The sequence below is a fragment of the Pseudomonas sp. GXZC genome (assembly GCF_026967615.1).
Taxonomy (GTDB): domain Bacteria; phylum Pseudomonadota; class Gammaproteobacteria; order Pseudomonadales; family Pseudomonadaceae; genus Aquipseudomonas; species Aquipseudomonas azotoformans_A.
Window position 1 is genome coordinate 5,834,293 of record NZ_CP114115.1, and the last position, 18,485, is coordinate 5,852,777.

Below are 18,485 nucleotides of genomic sequence, written 5' to 3' on the forward strand. Positions count from 1 at the left end.
CACTCTGTGGCGAGGGAGCTTGCTCCCTCGCCACAGGCACACAGCAAAAACCCGGCCTAAGCCGGGTTCTTTAATCGCAATCAGCGCCTAGGCAGACGCCCCACGTTGCTCCGCTTCGTAATGGCGGGTCTGAAAAGGCATCAGCGCTTGAACCTTCAAACCCAACCCCTCACTCAGCCCCCAGGACACCGCCAGTTCATCACGGCGGCTGCGCAGTGCAACAACGCCCAAAGGCTTCACATCCTGTTTGGAAGCGGTCGCCGAAAACAGCTCAATAGCGTGCAACGCTTCTAAAATCCGACTATCCGTTACACACGAAAAGCGTGTGAAGCGCTCCAGCAGATACCCTGCACGACGAAGTTCCAATTCGCTGGAGTGAGCATCTAAAAAGTTTTTCACTTCACCGACAAGGTTCGCGTCCGAGTACCAGACAGCCTTCGCGGCACACACCAGCGCCTCATCATCGGCCTGATTCAAAGGACTTTTAACCAGCGTATCCAACGCGGACGAGAGGACGGGAGCGTTAAAAGGCTTCGCCATCTGCTGTCTCCAGATAATCGTGCAAAATAGTGTTCAGAATGGATCTGGGTGGCTCTTTGTTGCCAACATACATATCAATCGCCTGCAGCGCCAGCCGACGGAGCTCAGCGGTCACGATGAAGCCCGCCCTGAGCAGTGCCTTGATATCGCTTACATCCTGATCGGTAGCTCTAGCCAATTTGGAGATAGCAATGTCGATAGGAGCTGCTATATGCAAGTGCAATGCGGATTGTGCAGGAAACTCGTCCAGGGGAAGACTTCGTTCCCAATAATCTTCGTGCAGCGGGCCAAAGCTAGTGTTGTATTGGAGGTCGTAGTTCAGTTCCATGACGCGCCCAGATCGCTCATCAAAAAACTGCTCTGGAAATTCCGCCAACAGTGTCTGAAGGCGCAGCTTATTTCGAAAACTCGCGCAATAAATCTCCGCATCAACATCCGTGGAAATACGGTGGTGCGTGTATAAATGAACAGCGCAACCGCCGAAGACAATGACCTTGACCGAGCCAGGTCCAGCCCCTTCAAGCATCAATTCCACTTCGATGGATTTGAACATTGAAACCAGGGCTTTCCCTAGTGCACTACTGGTGTTTAGGCGCGGAGCGACGTTATCAGGCAATTCCATCATTGAATATCAGACCCGAGAGCAATATTGCTGGACGGGCCTTGAAATCAGATCCCGATCACTGAGCCGACAGCGACCGAAGAAGGCTATTGACCCAGGTTCCGAGGGACAACCTGAAAGGTCTGTCGGAAAGGTCCGAGGCACCTGTACGCAAGCAATCTCCGGCACGCCGGCGATGGATTTCACAGCCAACAAAAAACCCGCTGACCAAACTGGCCCAGCGGGTTTCTTGTTTTTGCAGCGAGCGAATCAAAAATCCGCCAACTGCCACACCTCATACGCCGGTGTCTCATACGGGTGACTGAGTTTGAGCGCAGCCACAACAGCCACAATCAACTCATCCGCCACCACCAGCTCCACCTTCCACTCCTCAACCACTTCAACCTGGCCCACCTGCCCAATAAACGGCTGACTGCCGTCCATCGCGCGGAATTGGCCCTGGCCCAGCACTTGCCAGGCGCAGCTGTCGTAGTTGCCGATGCGCCCGCCGCCGGCTGCGAAGACGGCGGTTTTCACCGTCTCCACATGGCTTGCGGGCACAAAGAAGGCGAGCTTGTACATCGTCTTAGTTCACCCACACGCGGGCGTTGCGGAACATGCGCATCCAGGCGCCGTCTTCGTTCCACTCTTCCGGGCGCCACGAGTTCTGCACGGCGCGGAATACACGCTCCGGGTGCGGCATCATGATGGTCACGCGGCCGTCGCGGCTGGTGAGGCCGGTGATCCCGCGCGGCGAGCCGTTCGGGTTGGCCGGGTAGCTCTCGGTGACCTTGCCGTGGTTGTCGACGAAACGCATGGCCACGCAACCGGACAGGTCGGCTTCCAGCAAGGCTTCTTCGCTTTCGAACTCGGCATGGCCTTCACCGTGGGCGATGGCGATTGGCATGCGCGAACCGGCCATGCCTTGCAGGAAGATCGAGTTGGACTCTTGCACCTGCACCATGGCGACACGGGCTTCGAACTGCTCGGAACGGTTACGCACGAAGTGCGGCCAGAACTCGCTGCCCGGAATCAGTTCGCTGAGGTTGGACATCATCTGGCAACCGTTGCACACACCCAGGGTGAAGCTGTCGTTGCGCTCGAAGAAGCCTTGGAACGCATCGCGGGCACGGCTGTTGAACAAGGCCGACTTGGCCCAGCCTTCACCGGCACCCAGCACGTCGCCGTAGGAGAAACCGCCGCAGGCTACCAGGCCTTTGAACTCGTTGAGGTCAACGCGACCGGCGAGGATGTCGCTCATGTGCACGTCGATCGCATTGAAGCCGGCGCGGTCGAACGCGGCCGCCATTTCCACCTGGCCGTTGACGCCCTGCTCACGCAGTACGGCAACCTGTGGGCGGATGCCTTTCTTGATGTAAGGCGCGGCGATGTCCTGGTTGACGTCGAAGCTGAGCTTGGTGCTCAGGCCTGGATTGTCTTCTTCCAGGATCACGTCGAATTCCTGCTCGGCGCAGTCGGCGTTGTCACGCAGGCGTTGGATCTGGTAGCTGGTCTCGGCCCACTGACGTTGCAGCAGACGACGCTGGCCGGCAAACACCGTGTCACCATTGAACGAGATGTTGATCTCGCCGTTGTTGATCGGCTGGCCGATCACGGCCACGCAGTCGTCCAGGCCAGCGGCGCTGAATTGGGCGAGTACGTCCGGGGTAGCGTCCTGGCGAACCTGGATCACCGCGCCCAACTCTTCGTTGAACAGGATGCCGTTGATCTCGGAAGCATCCTCGGCAACGCTGTCGAGCACGATGTTCAGGCCGCAGTGACCGGCGAAGGCCATCTCGACAACGCTGGTCAGCAAACCACCGTCGGAACGGTCGTGGTAGGACAGCAGGTGACCGTCGGCGTTGAGGCCCTGGATCACGGCGAAGAAGGCTTTCAGGTCTTCGGCGTCATCGACGTCCGGTGCCTGGCTGCCGAGCTTGCCATGGGTTTGCGCCAAGATGGACGCGCCCATGCGGTTCTGGCCACGGCCCAGGTCGATCAGGATCAGATCGGTGGTGCCCTTGTCCATGCGCAGTTGCGGGGTCAGGGTCTGGCGGATGTCGGTGACCGGTGCGAAACCGGTGACGATCAGCGACAGCGGCGAGGTGACCGTCTTGTCGACGCCGTCTTCGTTCCAACGGGTGGCCATGGACATGGAGTCCTTGCCCACCGGAATGGTGATGCCCAGCTCCGGGCACAGCTCCATGCCGACAGCCTTGACGGTGTCGTACAGGCGGGCGTCTTCACCCGGGTGACCGGCAGCGGACATCCAGTTGGCCGACAGTTTGATGTCAGACAATTTACCGATACGCGAAGCAGCGATGTTGGTGAGGGTTTCACCAATGGCCATGCGGCCCGACGCCGGAGCATCGAGCAGGGCCAGCGGCGTGCGCTCGCCCATGGCCATGGCTTCGCCGGTGTAGACGTCAAAGCTGGTGGCGGTGACGGCAACGTCGGCCACCGGAACCTGCCACGGGCCGACCATTTGGTCACGGGCAACCAGGCCAGTGATGGTGCGGTCGCCGATGGTGATCAGGAAGCTTTTGCTCGCCACGGCCGGGTGGTGCAGCACGCGCTCGATGCTGTCGGCCAGTTCAAGCTTGCTTGGGTCGAAGTCATCGCCCAGCTCGGCTTCACGCACGGCCGAACGGTGCATGCGCGGGGCTTTGCCCAGCAGCACTTCGAGCGGCATGTCCACCGGGCTGTTGCCGAAGTGGCTGTCGGTAACCGTCAGCTGTGGCTCGGCAGTGGCTTCGCCAACTACTGCAAACGGGCAACGCTCGCGTTCGCAGATGGCCTGGAAGCGTGCGAAGTCTTCTGCGCCAACGGCCAGCACGTAGCGTTCCTGGGATTCGTTGCTCCAGATTTCGTGCGGGGCCATGCCCGGCTCGTCGTTTGGAATGTTGCGCAGTTCAAAACGGCCACCACGGTCGCCATCATTGACCAGTTCCGGGAAGGCGTTGGACAAGCCACCGGCGCCGACGTCGTGGATGAAGCTGATCGGGTTCTTGTCACCCAACTGCCAGCAACGGTCGATGACTTCCTGGCAGCGACGCTCCATCTCTGGGTTTTCGCGCTGTACGGAAGCGAAGTCCAGGTCCGCCGAGCTGGTGCCGGTGGCCATGGAGGAAGCCGCGCCGCCGCCCAGGCCGATCAGCATCGCCGGGCCGCCGAGCACGATCAGCTTGGAGCCGACCAGGATCTCGCCTTTCTTGACGTGTTCTTCACGGATGTTGCCCATGCCGCCGGCCAACATGATCGGCTTGTGGTAACCGCGCACTTCATCGCCACGCGGGGTGGTGATGGATTGTTCGAAGGTACGGAAGTAACCGGTCAGCGCAGGACGGCCGAATTCGTTGTTGAACGCGGCGCCGCCCAGCGGGCCCTCGATCATGATGTCCAGCGCGGTGACGATGCGCTCAGGCTTGCCGTACGGCACTTCCCATGGCTGTTCGAAGCCTGGAATCTGCAGGTTGGACACGGTGAAACCGGTCAGGCCTGCCTTTGGCTTGGCGCCGCGGCCGGTCGCACCTTCGTCACGGATTTCGCCGCCGGAACCGGTGGCTGCGCCAGGGAACGGGGCAATCGCGGTCGGGTGGTTGTGGGTCTCGACCTTCATCAGGATGTGCACCGGCTCCTGCACCGCGCCGTACTGGCGGGTCTCAGGGTCCGGGAAGAAACGACCGGCGACGGAGCCGACGATCACCGAGGCGTTGTCCTTATAAGCCGACAGAACGCCTTCGCTGTGCATCACGTAGGTGTTCTTGATCATGCCGAACAGGCTTTTTTCCTGGCTTTCGCCGTCGATGTCCCAACTGGCGTTGAAGATCTTGTGACGGCAGTGCTCGGAGTTGGCCTGGGCAAACATCATCAGTTCGATGTCGTGCGGGTTGCGCTTCAAGCCGTTGAAGGCGTTGACCAGGTAGTCGATCTCGTCTTCGGCCAGGGCCAGGCCCAATTCGGTGTTGGCCTTCTCGAGGGCGGCGCGGCCACCGCCGAGCACGTCAATCGCGGTGAGCGGCTTGGGTTCGGCGTGGCTGAACAGGCCGGCAGCCTGTTCCAGCTGGCTGACGATGATCTGGGTCATGCGGTCGTGCAGGCTGCTGGCGATCAGCTCGGCTTCGGCATCGCTGAACTGGCCGGCGACGTAGAACGCGATACCACGCTCCAGGCGCTGGATTTTTTCCAGGCCGCAGTTGCGGGCGATATCGCTGGCCTTGCTCGACCAGGGCGAGATGGTGCCGAACCGCGGCAGAACCAGGAACAAGCGGCCATTAGGCTCTTGAACCGGAACGCTTGGGCCGTACTTCAGAAGGCGTGCCAGCACTTGCTGTTCGTCGGCGGTCAACACGCCGGTAACGTCGGCGAAGTGAGCAAATTCAGCGTACAGGCCTGTAACAGCTGGAACCTTTTGGCTCAGTTGCTCAAGGAGTTTGCTGTGGCGAAAGGCAGAAAGGGCAGGAGCGCCGCGCAGGATCAACATCTTCGGGACAGCCTCGGGAAGGGGGTGTGCTTTGAGGCCGTGCATTCTAGCGTAAACCGCCGCCAACGGCACCCGAAACGCTACCGGTGGCTGCTGCCGGACGTCAGTTGGCCGGATTACACCCCTTTCGAGGGGGTATACCCGGCATTCGGCGCAGTTATTTTAACCGTCACAATCGCGCGCCAAGCCCCGTTTCTGCGGGCTGCAGCACAGTTTTGCCGGCGCTAGCAGACAAGACCCGCGCTGTCGAGATATGGCGCCGTGGGCCGTTTGCGTATACTGCGCAGATGTTCTCCCCAACTGCTTTGCGCCCGCGATGCGCCAAATGGCTCATCGCCACCGGACTCTTCCTGATGCTCAGCGCCTGTGTTGATAAACCCAGCACGCTCGAGCGAATCAAGGAGGATGGCGTATTGCGGGTGGTCACCCGGAACAGTCCGGCGACCTATTTCCAGGACCGCAACGGCGAAACCGGTTTCGAATACGAACTGGTCAAGCGCTTTGCCGATGACCTGGGCGTGAAGCTTGAGATCGAGACCGCCGACAATCTCGACGACCTGTTCGGCCAACTGGGCAAACCCAATGGCCCGGTTCTCGCAGCCGCCGGCCTGGTCAGCAGCGAGCAGCGCCAGACGCAAGTGCGTTTCTCCCACCCTTATCTAGAAGTTACCCCGCAGATCATCTACCGCAACGGCCAGTCGCGTCCGACCAACGCGGCCGATCTGGTGGGCAAGAAGATCATGGTGCTCAAGGGCAGTACTCACGCCGAGCAACTGGCAGAGCTTAAAAAGCAGAACCCTGCGATTGAATACGAAGAATCCGACGCCGTTGAGGTGGTCGACCTGTTGCGCATGGTGGACGAAGGGCAAATCGACCTGACCCTGGTGGACTCCAACGAAGTGGCGATGAACCAGGTGTACTTCCCCAACGTGCGCGTGGCGTTCGACCTCGGCAACGCCAGCAACCAGAGCTGGGCCGTGGCCGCCGGCGAAGACAACAGCCTGCTCAACGAGATCAACAGTTACCTGGATAAAGTCGAGAAGAACGGCACGTTGCAGCGTCTGAAAGACCGCTACTACGGGCATGTCGATGTTCTCGGCTATGTAGGCGCCTACACCTTCGCCCAGCACCTGCAGCAGCGTTTGCCCAAGTACGAGAAACACTTCCGCGCCTATGCCAAGGAAGAAAAGGTCGATTGGCGCCTGCTGGCTGCCATCGGCTATCAGGAATCGCTGTGGCAACCGGCCGTCACTTCCAAGACCGGCGTACGCGGCCTGATGATGCTGACCCAGAACACCGCCCAGGCGATGGGCGTGTCCAACCGCCTGGACCCCAAGCAAAGCATCATGGGCGGCGCCAAGTACCTGGCCAAGATCAAGGATGAACTGGACGACAGCATCGCCGAGCCGGATCGCACTTGGTTTGCCCTGGCGGCCTACAACGTCGGCACCGGTCACCTGGAAGATGCGCGCACCTTGGCCAAGCGCGAAGGTCTGAACCCGAACAAGTGGCTGGACGTGAAGAAGATGCTGCCGCGTCTGTCGCAGAAACAGTGGTACAGCAAGACGCGCTACGGTTACGCCCGCGGCGGTGAGCCGGTGCACTTCGTGGCGAACATCCGGCGCTACTACGACATTCTCACCTGGGTGACCCAGCCGCAGCTGGAAGGCAACCAGGTGGTCGAAGGCAATCTGCATGTGCCGGGTGTGGATAAGACCAAGCCGCCAGAAGACAACCCGAAACTGTAAGCACACGACCGAACCTATGTGTGCGGGCTTGTGTGGTGAGCGGGCTTGCCCCGCGCTGGGTGGCGAAGCCGCCCTAAAACCTGCCACCCAGCCTTATCAGAAAATACAGCGATCCTATTGGGGCCGCTTCGCAGCCCAGCGCGGGGCAAGCCCGCTCACCACAACAAGCCCGTTCACTACATAAAGCCCCTTCACAGTTTGATCTTCATTTGGTTTAGAGGCCGGTGAGCAGATGCACCATCCCGCCCGTCAGCATCATCACCCCCGGCACACCCGCCGCCTTCAACGCCGCAACATCCACCTTCGCCGCATCCTGCAACTGCACCCTCACCCGCGTCAGCGCCACACGCTGCTGCGACTTGAGGTTATCCGCCCCACCCAACGCATTCAGCACCTCGGCCGACAGCAGGTTCTGCGTTGGCGCAACGACCGTCTCGGCAATCAAATCCGGTGTCAGGGCTTTCCAGAACGCCCGCTGTAATTTCTCGAACATATTCAGTGCTCCACGACAGGTGAGGTTTCAACGGTAGCCGCGTGATACTGGCGCAAGGCCTCACGCACCTGGGCGGCTTCTTCCAGGCCCAGGACCTGGCGGGCGATGATCTGGCAGTCGGCCAGGTCCAGCTCGCGCACGGTGGCCTTGATGGTGGGGATCAACGGCACGCTGACCGACAACTCGTCCACACCCAACCCGATCAGCACGGGCACGGCCAACGCTTCGGACGCCAACGCGCCGCACACACCCACCCACTTGCCATGGGCGTGGGCCGCCTTGACGGTGGTGGCAATCAGGCGCAGCACCGCCGGGTGGAAACTGTCGGCCTGGCTGGCCAGGCGCGGGTGGTCGCGGTCCATCGCCAGCGTGTACTGGGTCAGGTCGTTGGTGCCGATGGAGAAGAAATCCACATGGGGCGCGAACACATCCGCCATCAGCGCGGCGGACGGCACTTCAATCATGATGCCCAGCTTTGGCAACTCGGTGAGCCCCAGCACCAACGCTTCCTCTTCAAGGATTTTTCGCGCCAGGTGCAGCTCCGAGAGCAGGCTGACCATCGGCAACATGATATGCAGCCGCGCAAAACCAGCGCTGGCGAGGATCGCGCGGAATTGTTCGCGCAACAGTTCCGGACGCTCCAAGCACAAACGAATGCCGCGCAGACCTAGGAAGGGGTTGGTCTCGGCGTCCATCGGCACATAGGCCAAGGGTTTGTCGCCACCGACGTCGAGGGTGCGCACCACCAGGTTGCGCTCGGTACCCAGGGCACGGGCGATAGCGGTGTAGGTCGCGGCCTGTTCGTCAGGACTTGGGGCACGGTTGCGATCCAGGTAGAGGAACTCCGAGCGCAACAGGCCGACGCCTTCACCACCGAGGGTCAGGGACTGCTCGACTTCCTGCAACGACGCCACGTTGGCAGTGACTTCAACGTGGTGGCCGTCACGGGTCGTGGCGGGTAACGAGGCCTGCGCCACATCGCGCTGATGGCGCAGCCCCTGTTGTTGACGCGCAACCTCCAGTTGCTCGATTTCGGCCAGGTTCGGCTCCAGGTGCAGCTCGCCTTTGTCGGCGTCGAGCAGCACCTGCTTGCCATTGGCCACCGCCAACACCTGGGCCGGAACACCACAAATAGCCGGCAGGCCCAGGGCGCGGGCGAGGATTGCGACGTGGCTGGTCGCGCCGCCCCCGACAGTGACAAACCCCAGCACCTTGCGTGTGTCCAGACTGGCGGTCTGTGAAGGGGTCAGTTGTTCGGCGATGAGGATCGCGCGCTCCGGCAAGTCCCAGGCGCTGTCTTGGATACCCAGGATCAGTTTCAGCACGCGCTGGCCGACGTCCGTCAGGTCTGCCGCACGCTCAGCGATCAGCGCGTTGCCCAATCCCTGGAAGAGCTTGACGGTCGCGAGCGTCGCACTGTTCCAGGCAAAGGCCGCGCTCTTGCCTTCCGCCAGCAGGCGGTGGGCGTGTTCCAGCAAGGTCGGGTCTTCGAGCAGTTCCTGATGGGCGCGGAAAATCTCGGCCTGGGCGCTGCCAGCCGCTTTGTCCTGCAACACCTGCAACGCTTCAGTGGCGGCGAGCAGGCCACGGGTCAAAGCCGCACGTTCCGCTGCTTCGCCCACGCCTTGCTGCGTGATGACCAGTTCGGGCTCGGTCACTTGAACGACCTGGCCAAACGCCGAGCCCGGCGATGCACACACGCCCCGCAGCAAGGTCGCCGACGACTGCGTTGCGGCTGGCTCGGCAACACTCGCTACCACCTCGCCACAGCCTTCAGCCAACAAGACCACCAGCGCCTTGATCGCCGCCTCGGCGTCCTCGCCCGCCGCGCTCACTTGCAAGGTATCGCCCTGAACGGTTTGCAACGCCATGATCGCCACCAGCGATTTGGCGTTGGCGCTCTGGGTTTGCTTGTGCAGGTAGATGCTGGCGTTGAAACCTTTCGCCGCCTGCGCGAATACCGCTGCCGGGCGCGCGTGCAGGCCGTTGGCGTTGGGCAAGATCAGCGGCTTGGAGAACAGTGCATCGCCCTCCTCTTCGTCCGCTGCTTGCACGGCCTCACCTGGGGACAACTGCAACAGCGGCTGGCCCGTTTCCACCAGGCCATCCGCCAACAGGCTGAAGGGCTCGCCGCTGACCACCAGCATCAAGGTCAGCAAACTGCGTGCGTTGAGCGCCACGTAGTCGGCATCGAATTCGATCAACGGCTGCCCGGCCTCCACCCGCTGGCCTTCCTGCACCAGCCGGGTGAAGCCCTGGCCTGCCAGGTTCACGGTGTCCAGGCCGATATGCATCAGCACCTGAACGCCGTTGTCAGCGGTGACACTGACCGCATGCCCACTGTCCTGGATGTTGCTGATCACCCCCGCCAGCGGCGCGCACAGCGTCTGCGACGTGGGGTCGATGCACAGGCCATCGCCGATCAGGCGGCTGGAGAACACCGGGTCCGGCACCTTGTCCAGCGCCAGCAGCACACCCGACAAGGGCGCCAGCAATTCCAGGGGTTGAGTTGTGGTCATGACTTCACCTGCTGTTTTGTTCTGTAGATATCATTGAGCGGAGGAAGGATTACTTCCACCAGTACTCAACCTGCACACCAACGTTCGACCCATGCCGCGCCGTGCCATAGGAGCCGGTATCGGACAACGCCGACCCCGCCGCCAATTCATTCGCCGCACGCTTGGCCGCTTCGTTCCAGGTTGCATAGGTGTAGTACAAGCGCACTTCCGGCCGTGCCCAGAAATCCGGGCCTTTGGGCGACCATGTGGGAGCGAAGGTAAATTTGCTCAGCTTGCGGGTGCCGCCCGTGGCATCGACCTGGTCATGCCCAAGCTCGGTGACCAGTTTGAATTGCTCGCTGATGGCATACGCCGGGCGCACGCCGATGGACATCCAGGTCTGGTCCTGGCTGCCAGGACGGATGTCCTTCTGGTACACCGCTTCGACCTGACCACCGAAACGCGGGGTCACCTGCCAATCGAAAAACTCCACGGCGCGGTAACTTTTGCTGCTGTTGTCGAGGAAGGTGTTGCCGGTGTAGCCCAGGCCGGTGCCGGGGCCTTCGCCGTACTGCAAGGCGAACTTGTTCTTGCCACCGAGGAAAGGTTTTTGCACGTGCTGCGCGGTGATCGCCCAACCGCTGTTGGTATCACGCCCGCCGGCTTTTTCGATATAGCTCAAGCCCAGTTCCAGCTCGCCGCCGGGGTTGGTCTTGAAGCCCGCGACGTTGAAGTCGTGACGGGTGGCGTATTCCTTCTGGTACAGGTTGTCCTTGCGGGAAATCGCGTAGCTGTACTTGAGGTCGCCGATCAGCACGTCCTCGATACCGCCGCCCGTGGCACTCTGGTTCCAGTAGTAGAAGTCGGAGATATGGATGTCGTTTCGTTTGTAGTAACGCCGGCCGGCCCACAGCGAACCGCCATTGAGGCTGGGCAGGTTGGACCACTGCGCATACATCTGCGGCATGCGCGCCGAGCCGTTGTTCTCGCCCTGGAACTTCAGCGCGCGGTCGTACTTGTTGTAGAGCGACGCCATGGCATCGACGCTGAGTACCGAACCGTCATCGAGGGTGAGCAGGTCCTGGCGCAGTTCCAGCTCGGCGTACTGTTCGCATTCGTTACCCAGGCGGTATTTGGATTGCGCCCCCGGCAGTTGGAAACATTGCTGTGGACCGCTGCCCGTCGAGGTGCCCGCGCCGCTGCGCAGGTAACCGGCAAATTCCAGGGCTTGAGCGCCAAACGGCAGGCTCAGACAAGACGCAACGAGGCCCAGCTTTATAGTTGTTTTCATGAAGCACTCCGATATTTTTATTATGATTTTTGAAGCGCCCCGTGCTCCCACACGGGGTTGCAGCAGGTCTCAGTCCTTGAGGTGCAGCACAAACGATTCGTAGGGGCGCAGCGTTACCGTGGCGGTGCGTTGCGGGCAGTCGGGGTAGTTGCTGATCAGCAAGCGCTGTTCGCAGGCCGGGTTGATCAGGTTGTCCGGCAGCTGGATTTCGCACGGCGTGCCGTAGAAGTTGTTCAGCACCAGCAGGCGCTCGCCATGGCCCTCGCGCAGGTAGGCCCAGACTTGCAAATGGTCTTGCAACAGTTGGCGATACACGCCTTCCTGGATCAGCGGTTCGCGACGACGCAAGGCGATCAGCGCGCGGTAGTGATGCAGCACTGAATCCGGGTCATCCAATTGGCTTTCGACGTTGATCTGCGCCGCGTTGGCCGGAATACCGATCCACGGTTTACCGCTGCTGAAACCGGCGTTTTCCCCGGCACTCCACTGCATCGGCGTACGGCCGTTGTCGCGGGACTTCTGCATGATCGCCGCCATGCTCGACGCCTCGGACTCCCCCGCATCGCGCTTGAGACGGAAGATGTTCAAGGTCTCCACATCACGGTACTGCGAGATGCTGTCAAAGCCCGGATTGGTCATGCCCAGCTCTTCGCCCTGGTACACATATGGCGTGCCCTGGAGGAAGTGCAGCGCCGTCGCGAGCATCTTGGCCGAGACCACCCGATGCTCGCCGTCATTGCCGAAACGCGAGACCACCCGTGGCTGGTCGTGGTTACACCAGAACAGCGCGTTCCAACCGCCACCGGCCTGCATGCCCAACTGCCAGTCAGAGAAGATCTGCTTGAGTTGCAGGAAGTCGAAGTCGGCCTTCACCCACTTCTGCAGGTTCGGGTAATCGACTTTCAGGTGATGAAAGTTGAACGTCATCGACAGCTCTTTCGACTCTGGCCGCGAGTAGCGGATGCAGTGTTCCAGGCTGGTGGATGACATCTCGCCGACGTTGATCAGGTCATGTCCTTCGAAGACTTCACGGTGCATTTCCTGCAGGTATTGGTGCACGTTCGGGCCGTCGGTGTAGAAACGGCGGCCGTCGGTGTTGTCTTCGGGGAAGTCGGCGGGTTTGGAGATCAGGTTGATCACATCCAGGCGGAACCCCCCCACGCCCTTGTCGCGCCAGAAGCGCATCAGCTTGAACACTTCGGCGCGCACCTTGGGGTTGTCCCAATTGAGGTCGGCCTGGGTGTGGTCGAACAGGTGCAGGAAGTACTGGCCGGTTTGCGCCTCGTACTCCCAGGCCGAACCGCCGAACTTGGATTCCCAGTTGTTCGGCTGGTCGCGCCAGATGTAGAAGTCGCGGTAGGGGTTGTCGAGGCTACTGCGTGCTTGCTGGAACCATTCGTGTTCGATGGAGGTGTGGTTGACCACGATATCCAGCATCAACTTGATGCCGCGCTTGCCGGCTTCGCTGATCAGCAGGTCGCAATCGGCCATGGTGCCGTAGCTGGGATCGATGGCGTAGTAGTCGCTGATGTCGTAGCCGTTGTCGCGTTGCGGCGAGCGCAGGAACGGGGTGATCCACAGGCAGTCGACGCCCAGCCATTTGAGGTAGTCGAGTTTGTCCACGATGCCCAGCAGGTCACCGGTGGCATTACCCGCGTGGCTGTGGAAGCTTTTGGGGTAGATCTGATAGATCACCGAGTGTTGCCAGTCTTGCATGGTGGACTCCTTCAATGTGAAAGCGCTGGTTCAGGCGACGCGATAACCAGGGCGCACGATCTTCATGCTCAACGCACAGGTCAGAACAAACGGCACCACGATCGCGATGACCATCCCGATCACAAAGCTCGGGATGTACTGCGGAATGATCGAGATGAAGCCAGGCAAGCCACCGACGCCAATGGCCGAGGCCTGCACCTTGTTCAGCGAGAGGAAAATGCTGCCCAGTGCCGAGCCCAGCAGCGCGGCATAGAACGGGAACTTGAAGCGCAGGTTCACGCCGAACATCGCCGGCTCGGTGATGCCGAAGTACGCAGAAATCGCAGAAGTGGACGCCATGCTTTTGTCCCGCGCGTTGCGGGTCATGTAGAACACGCCGAGCGCGGCGCTGCCTTGGGCCAGGTTGGACATGACGATCATCGGCCAGATGAAGGTGCCGCCCTGAGTAGAAATAAGCTGCAGGTCCACGGCGAGGAACATGTGGTGCATGCCGGTGATGACCAGCGGTGCATACAGCAGACCGAAAATCGCGCCGCCGACCATCGGTGCCAGGTCGAACAAGGTGACCACCCCTTCGGTGATCAGGATGCCCAGGTGACGCGTTATCGGACCGATGATCGCCAGCGCAAGCACGCCGGTGACGACGATGGTGGTGATCGGCACGACCAGCAATTGAATCGCGTTGGGCACTCGCGCCCGCAGCCATTTCTCGATCACGCTCATCACATAGGCGGCCATCAGGATCGGCAGGATCTGCCCCTGGTAGCCCACTTTCTCAATCTTGAACCAACCGAAAATATCGAAGTACGGCAGGCTCTGGCCGTCGAGACCGGCGACCGCCTTGCCGTAGTTCCAGGCGTTGAGCAGGTCTGGATGCACCAGCATCAGGCCAAGCACGATGCCGAGGATTTCACTGCCGCCAAAGCGCTTGGCCGCCGACCAGCCCACCAGCGCTGGCAGGAACACGAACGAGGTGTTGGCCATCAGGTTGATCAGGCTCCACAGGCCATCCAGGTTCGGATAGGCCTCGAGCAGCGTCTGGCCCTCGATGAACATACCCTTGGCGCCCATCAGGTTGTTCACGCCCATCAACAGGCCGGCAATGATCAGCGCGGGCAGGATCGGCATGAACACGTCGGAGAACACCCGCACCAGACGCTGCATGGCGTTGGTCTTGTCGGCGCCCTTCTTCTTCACGTCGGCGATGGTGGCGGCGGCGAGGCCGGTCTGCTCGCGCAGGGCGGCGTAGACCTTCTCTACTTCACCGGGGCCGATGACCACCTGGAACAGGCCGCCGGTAAAGAACGAGCCCTTGACCAGATCCACCTGGTTCAACGCGCTGCCGTTGACCAGGCTTGGGTCCTTCAGCGCCAGGCGCAGGCGGGTGACGCAGTGGGCAGCTTGCTCAAGGTTGTCTGTGCCCCCGAGGTTCTCGAGAATCTCGCGGGCGATAGTCGAATAGTCGTGGCTCATGCTTGGTTTCCACTTTGATTTTTTTATTTGGGGGGCAGTCATTGGCAGCACGCCGAGGGCAAAAGTACTCGTCTGTACGAGTTAAAGCAACAACTCGTACAGACGAGTTTGAAAAAGTTTATTCCGTGTAGGACTTGGCTGACTGTAGGTCGAATGGACAAACCCTAGCCATGCCACTAAGGTTCCTGCCTGAACGCAAAGGCACAGAGCCATCCCCATGAGCAAATACAACCAGATCTACACGGATCTGCTTGCCAGCATCACCACCGAACGCCTGCAGCGCGGCACACGCCTTCCCTCCGAAACCGAACTGATGGACAGCTACCAGGCCAGCCGAGGCACCGTGCGTCGGGCCATCGAGCAGTTGCAGGAGCGTGGGTTTGCGCAAAAGATCCACGGCAAGGGCACCTTCGTGTTGTCACCCAACCCAATCGAGTTCCAACTGGGCGGCATCGTCAGCTTCCACGAAACCCACGCCGACCTGGGTGATGACGTACGCACCGAAGTGGTCGAATTCACGCAGTTCCCGCTGGAAGGTTCGCTGCTGCAACACATCGAAGCCGAACCCGGCACCCTGATCACCCGCATCAAACGGGTACGGCGCATCGGCGGCAAACGGGTGATCCTCGACATCAACCACTTCGTCGCGGAGGTGATCCCGGGGTTGGACCGCTCGATTGCCGAACAGTCGATCTACGCATTTATCGAACAGACGTTGCAGCTGCAAATCGCCTACGCCCAACGCACCATCGAGGCCCTGCCACGCGGCAAGGACGACCAGACACACCTCGACCTCGAAGGTCAGAGCCATGTGATCGTGGTGAGTAACCAGACGTTTTTGCAGGATGGCCGGCAGTTTGAATACACCGAGTCGCGGCATACGTTGGATAAGTTTTACTTTTCGGATATTGCGCGACGGTAAGCATCCGTCGGGAAGATCATTGCACTGCGATGCTTTTCGCCAGCCCTGCCGACCAGGCTGCGGTCATCTTCTCCCCAACCACCTCGAACGCTGGATGAGTGCTTCGGTATTCTGAAAGCTCCGTCATCGCGCGGGTCATTCCGTCCTGCACTCTGGCCAGCAGTTCGTTGCAGCGGGCTTCGGTCAAACTGCACGCACTGCGTCCGAACTGGACCAGCATCTTGCGCTTCGGCCAGGCCTTCGAACCGCCGAGCAGCAAGCCCATTATGTCATTGCTGCTGTACACGGTAGTGGTCACCAGATCGTAAGCAGGTGCCAGCCAAACGTCCGCGTCCTCTGCGCAATTCTCGTACAACAAGCCGTAGTTTTTCAGGTGTGCGTCACCGTTCTGGATGCCGGCAGAAAGCGCCACCATCAAGAAGAAGTCTTCCAGCGTTCTGGTGACACGGCTTGGCGTGACAAATGACCTGATCAGCTTCGCGCATCCCTGGTAGCTTCCGTCGTACTTCTTCGCAGTTCCCCATCCCGATAAAACGCACATATCTTCAAATCCAAGGTAGTCGTTTTCACTGATGTCGAACCGTTTCACCACCAGGAATTTCCCGTGCTGGCTGAGCTGGAATTCAGGCACCTCAAGGCCGCAATGGAATGCAGCCCGCATGCAGAAAAACTCATTGGCCGCCAACTGTGGAAAGTCAGATTCATTGAACGCCTTCACCAAGTGAGTCGCGCCCCGATGGGTGAGACGCTCAATACCGGGGGCCATGTCGTCAACATCGCGCACCAAAACCTTGGGTTGAACACCCGACACTCCCGAGTAGGCTGCGTAGGTTTTCAGAAGGTCGTCAAACAGATCTTTCGCCCCGTCATAGACCAACAGCTCGGAGAGCTTGACCTCAGGCAATGACTCACCACCCGCGTCATGAGCAACGCTGATACGTCCCAACTGGTGTGGACCTACAATCCCAAGCAAAGCGAAGTCGTCAAAGCCGCGCACTGATTTGCTGAAGCGTCGCACCAGCTCATCCTTGAGATGCCCCTCGGGGATGTGCATCTCGAACAGAGGATGGATCCCGTACTCCCAGTTGTAACTCTCCAGGCGCACCGGCATCGTCAGAGAAACGGCATTCTCTTCGCCGACCGTTTCGTTATACGAGAAAACCGTATCGCGCCGGTTCTCCCCGCCCCGCCCGAGCGTCCCAGCAGGCACGCCGCCAGCACCGATATAGAGCCGCTCACTTTGACGGGTCATGGATGTTCTCCGATTTCAGCTCATCAAGGGTCATGCGCCGACGTTTGGGAATGGCGGTCAACTCATATCCCAAGCCCTCAAGAATGGCTGCGACCTTGCGAATTCCCACTTCCGGGATGGTATTGTTCTCAATCCCGGAGATAGTGGCGCGACTCATGCCATGCCGTTGCGCGAGCTGGGTTTGTGAGAGGCCTGCGGCTTTGCGGAGGCTTTTGATCAGCAATCCTAAATCGTTCATATCAAATTGCATCCAATACAATGCAAAAATTAATAATTCCGCATGAATGCACCATATATGATGCACTTCATTGTGAATAGCGCTTTATGCGCACAGGGTTCTTAGCTGAGCGTTCACACACCAGAAATACAAACCTGCCGCCGCCTCCGCTCAGACTTAACCTGGAACTACGCCGCCAATGCCGACAGCTCCCTATGATGAATAGACACTTGCGCTATCGACAGATATTGGTTGGTTTCTACAAAACCTGGTTCCTGGTGTTCAGCACGCTCCTTGTCGCCTGCCAGTCGCCGCGCGAGGTACTGCAACAACTGGCGCAAGAGCGCGGCCGGCAAGTAGAGGTCCTGCCGGGGCGCGACTTTCCCCTCCTCATACTTGCGCCGCAAAGTGCAGAAAAGATAACGCGCCTGCGGGTCTACCTGGAAGGCGATGGCCATGCCTGGTCAACGGCCACCCAACCCAGCCTGGATCCGAGCCCGCACAATCTGTTGGTACCACGGCTGGCGGTCGATGACCCGACGCCGAATGCGTACCTGGCACGCCCCTGCCAGTTCGTCATGGCTGCAGCCTGTCAGTCGGCACTCTGGACCAACCGTCGATTTTCTCAGGAAGTGGTCACTCGCCTCAGCAAGGCGCTGGACCAATTAAAACAACGGTACGGGAATAGCGAGTTTGAACTCGTGGGGTATTCAGGTGGCGCCGCTCTCGCCTTGTTGTTAGCGGCGCAGCGCAATGATGTGACCCAGGTGCAAACCCTGGCTGGCAACCTCAGCCCACGCTTGTGGGCGACGATGAAAGGATTGTCGCCACTCGACGGCTCCCTGGATCCGCTGGACTACCGTGAGCGGCTCGCCTTGTTACCCCAGCGTCATCTCATCGGCGAAGCAGACCCGATTATTCCAAGTGGGCTGGCGGATAGGTACCAACAGGCGCTTGGTTCGCCCTTCTCCGAATACGTCCATATACGGGGAGCAAGCCATGATAAAGGGTGGGAAGCGGCTTGGAGCCGATGGGTTAAAACGCCATTAACCCATGGAGATCCTGAGACTGAGGGTAAACAGGCCCGCTGAACCACCCCGTACGACTACAAAAAATCACGGCGACGTCGCATTTTTTATGCTTTTTTTTCTTCACCGATCCTTTTTGTAATGAATTGTCCTACACGCATCGTGTAAGTTTGCACGCGCTTGAATCAGCCATTCACTGACAAGCTGGCAGGGATGCCTAAAA

The 18,485-nt window shown here is 60.1% G+C and carries 14 protein-coding genes; 3 read left to right on the forward strand and 11 right to left on the reverse strand.

Annotated features, from left to right (window positions below; translation table 11 throughout):
• Nucleotides 1-87: 87 nt before the first annotated feature.
• From OZ428_RS27590 to purL, 4 genes are all read right to left on the reverse strand, one after another.
• Entirely contained in the window at nucleotides 88-540 is a 453-nt protein-coding gene (locus OZ428_RS27590) for a hypothetical protein (RefSeq protein WP_177112452.1), read from the reverse strand.
• The gene (locus OZ428_RS27595; protein WP_256348888.1) at nucleotides 524-1,165 is read right to left on the reverse strand and encodes a DUF6036 family nucleotidyltransferase; all 642 of its coding nucleotides are present in this window, start codon (nucleotides 1,163-1,165) and stop codon (nucleotides 524-526) included. Before OZ428_RS27595 ends, OZ428_RS27590 begins: the two co-directional genes overlap by 17 nt.
• Before the next feature lie 246 nt (nucleotides 1,166-1,411).
• Complete coding sequence (locus OZ428_RS27600; RefSeq protein ID WP_169985217.1) at nucleotides 1,412-1,723, reverse strand: NGG1p interacting factor NIF3; 312 nt, start codon at nucleotides 1,721-1,723, stop codon at nucleotides 1,412-1,414.
• Between the two features lie 4 nt (nucleotides 1,724-1,727).
• A complete protein-coding gene (purL, locus tag OZ428_RS27605) occupies nucleotides 1,728-5,624 on the reverse strand; it encodes a phosphoribosylformylglycinamidine synthase (RefSeq protein WP_038848646.1) in 3,897 nt (1,298 codons plus the stop codon).
• Between the two features lie 287 nt (nucleotides 5,625-5,911).
• Here purL and mltF point away from each other — a divergent pair, with 287 nt between their 5' ends.
• On the forward strand, nucleotides 5,912-7,372 hold the full coding sequence (gene mltF / locus OZ428_RS27610; RefSeq protein WP_033898602.1) for a membrane-bound lytic murein transglycosylase MltF: 1,461 nt from the start codon (nucleotides 5,912-5,914) through the stop codon (nucleotides 7,370-7,372).
• 214 nt (nucleotides 7,373-7,586) lie between these two features.
• On the opposite strand, the gene OZ428_RS27615 is transcribed toward mltF, so the two are convergent.
• The 5 genes from OZ428_RS27615 to treP form a co-directional block, all read right to left on the reverse strand.
• Nucleotides 7,587-7,865, reverse strand: coding sequence for a PTS transporter subunit EIIB (locus tag OZ428_RS27615; RefSeq protein WP_269131931.1), 279 nt, complete (start codon nucleotides 7,863-7,865; stop codon nucleotides 7,587-7,589).
• A 2-nt stretch (nucleotides 7,866-7,867) separates the two neighbouring features.
• Nucleotides 7,868-10,384 (reverse strand): phosphoenolpyruvate--protein phosphotransferase, encoded by a 2,517-nt coding sequence (gene ptsP, locus OZ428_RS27620; protein ID WP_269131932.1) that lies wholly within the window; start codon nucleotides 10,382-10,384, stop codon nucleotides 7,868-7,870.
• A 49-nt stretch (nucleotides 10,385-10,433) separates the two neighbouring features.
• The gene (locus tag OZ428_RS27625) at nucleotides 10,434-11,654 is read right to left on the reverse strand and encodes a maltoporin (protein ID WP_038848766.1); all 1,221 of its coding nucleotides are present in this window, start codon (nucleotides 11,652-11,654) and stop codon (nucleotides 10,434-10,436) included.
• Nucleotides 11,655-11,723: 69 nt separating this feature from the next.
• Nucleotides 11,724-13,370, reverse strand: coding sequence for an alpha,alpha-phosphotrehalase (gene treC / locus OZ428_RS27630; RefSeq protein ID WP_269131933.1), 1,647 nt, complete (start codon nucleotides 13,368-13,370; stop codon nucleotides 11,724-11,726).
• A gap of 30 nt (nucleotides 13,371-13,400) precedes the next feature.
• Nucleotides 13,401-14,843 carry a PTS system trehalose-specific EIIBC component gene (gene treP, locus OZ428_RS27635; protein ID WP_269131934.1) on the reverse strand — a complete coding sequence of 481 codons (1,443 nt, stop codon included), beginning with the start codon at nucleotides 14,841-14,843 and terminating at the stop codon, nucleotides 13,401-13,403.
• A 217-nt stretch (nucleotides 14,844-15,060) separates the two neighbouring features.
• Between treP and treR the strand changes: the two genes are divergently transcribed.
• Nucleotides 15,061-15,765, forward strand: a complete 705-nt coding sequence (treR, locus tag OZ428_RS27640; protein ID WP_033898611.1) for a trehalose operon repressor — start codon at nucleotides 15,061-15,063, stop codon at nucleotides 15,763-15,765.
• Nucleotides 15,766-15,781: 16 nt separating this feature from the next.
• On the opposite strand, the gene OZ428_RS27645 is transcribed toward treR, so the two are convergent.
• Complete coding sequence (locus OZ428_RS27645; protein ID WP_269131935.1) at nucleotides 15,782-17,017, reverse strand: type II toxin-antitoxin system HipA family toxin; 1,236 nt, start codon at nucleotides 17,015-17,017, stop codon at nucleotides 15,782-15,784.
• Nucleotides 17,001-17,255: a helix-turn-helix domain-containing protein gene (locus OZ428_RS27650; RefSeq protein ID WP_061433982.1), complete on the reverse strand. Its 255-nt coding sequence runs from the start codon at nucleotides 17,253-17,255 to the stop codon at nucleotides 17,001-17,003. The genes OZ428_RS27645 and OZ428_RS27650 overlap by 17 nt, the downstream gene beginning before the upstream one ends.
• Before the next feature lie 197 nt (nucleotides 17,256-17,452).
• On the opposite strand from OZ428_RS27650, the gene OZ428_RS27655 reads away from it, so the two are divergent.
• The gene (locus OZ428_RS27655; protein WP_269134229.1) at nucleotides 17,453-18,325 is read left to right on the forward strand and encodes an alpha/beta hydrolase; all 873 of its coding nucleotides are present in this window, start codon (nucleotides 17,453-17,455) and stop codon (nucleotides 18,323-18,325) included.
• Nucleotides 18,326-18,485: the final 160 nt, after the last annotated feature.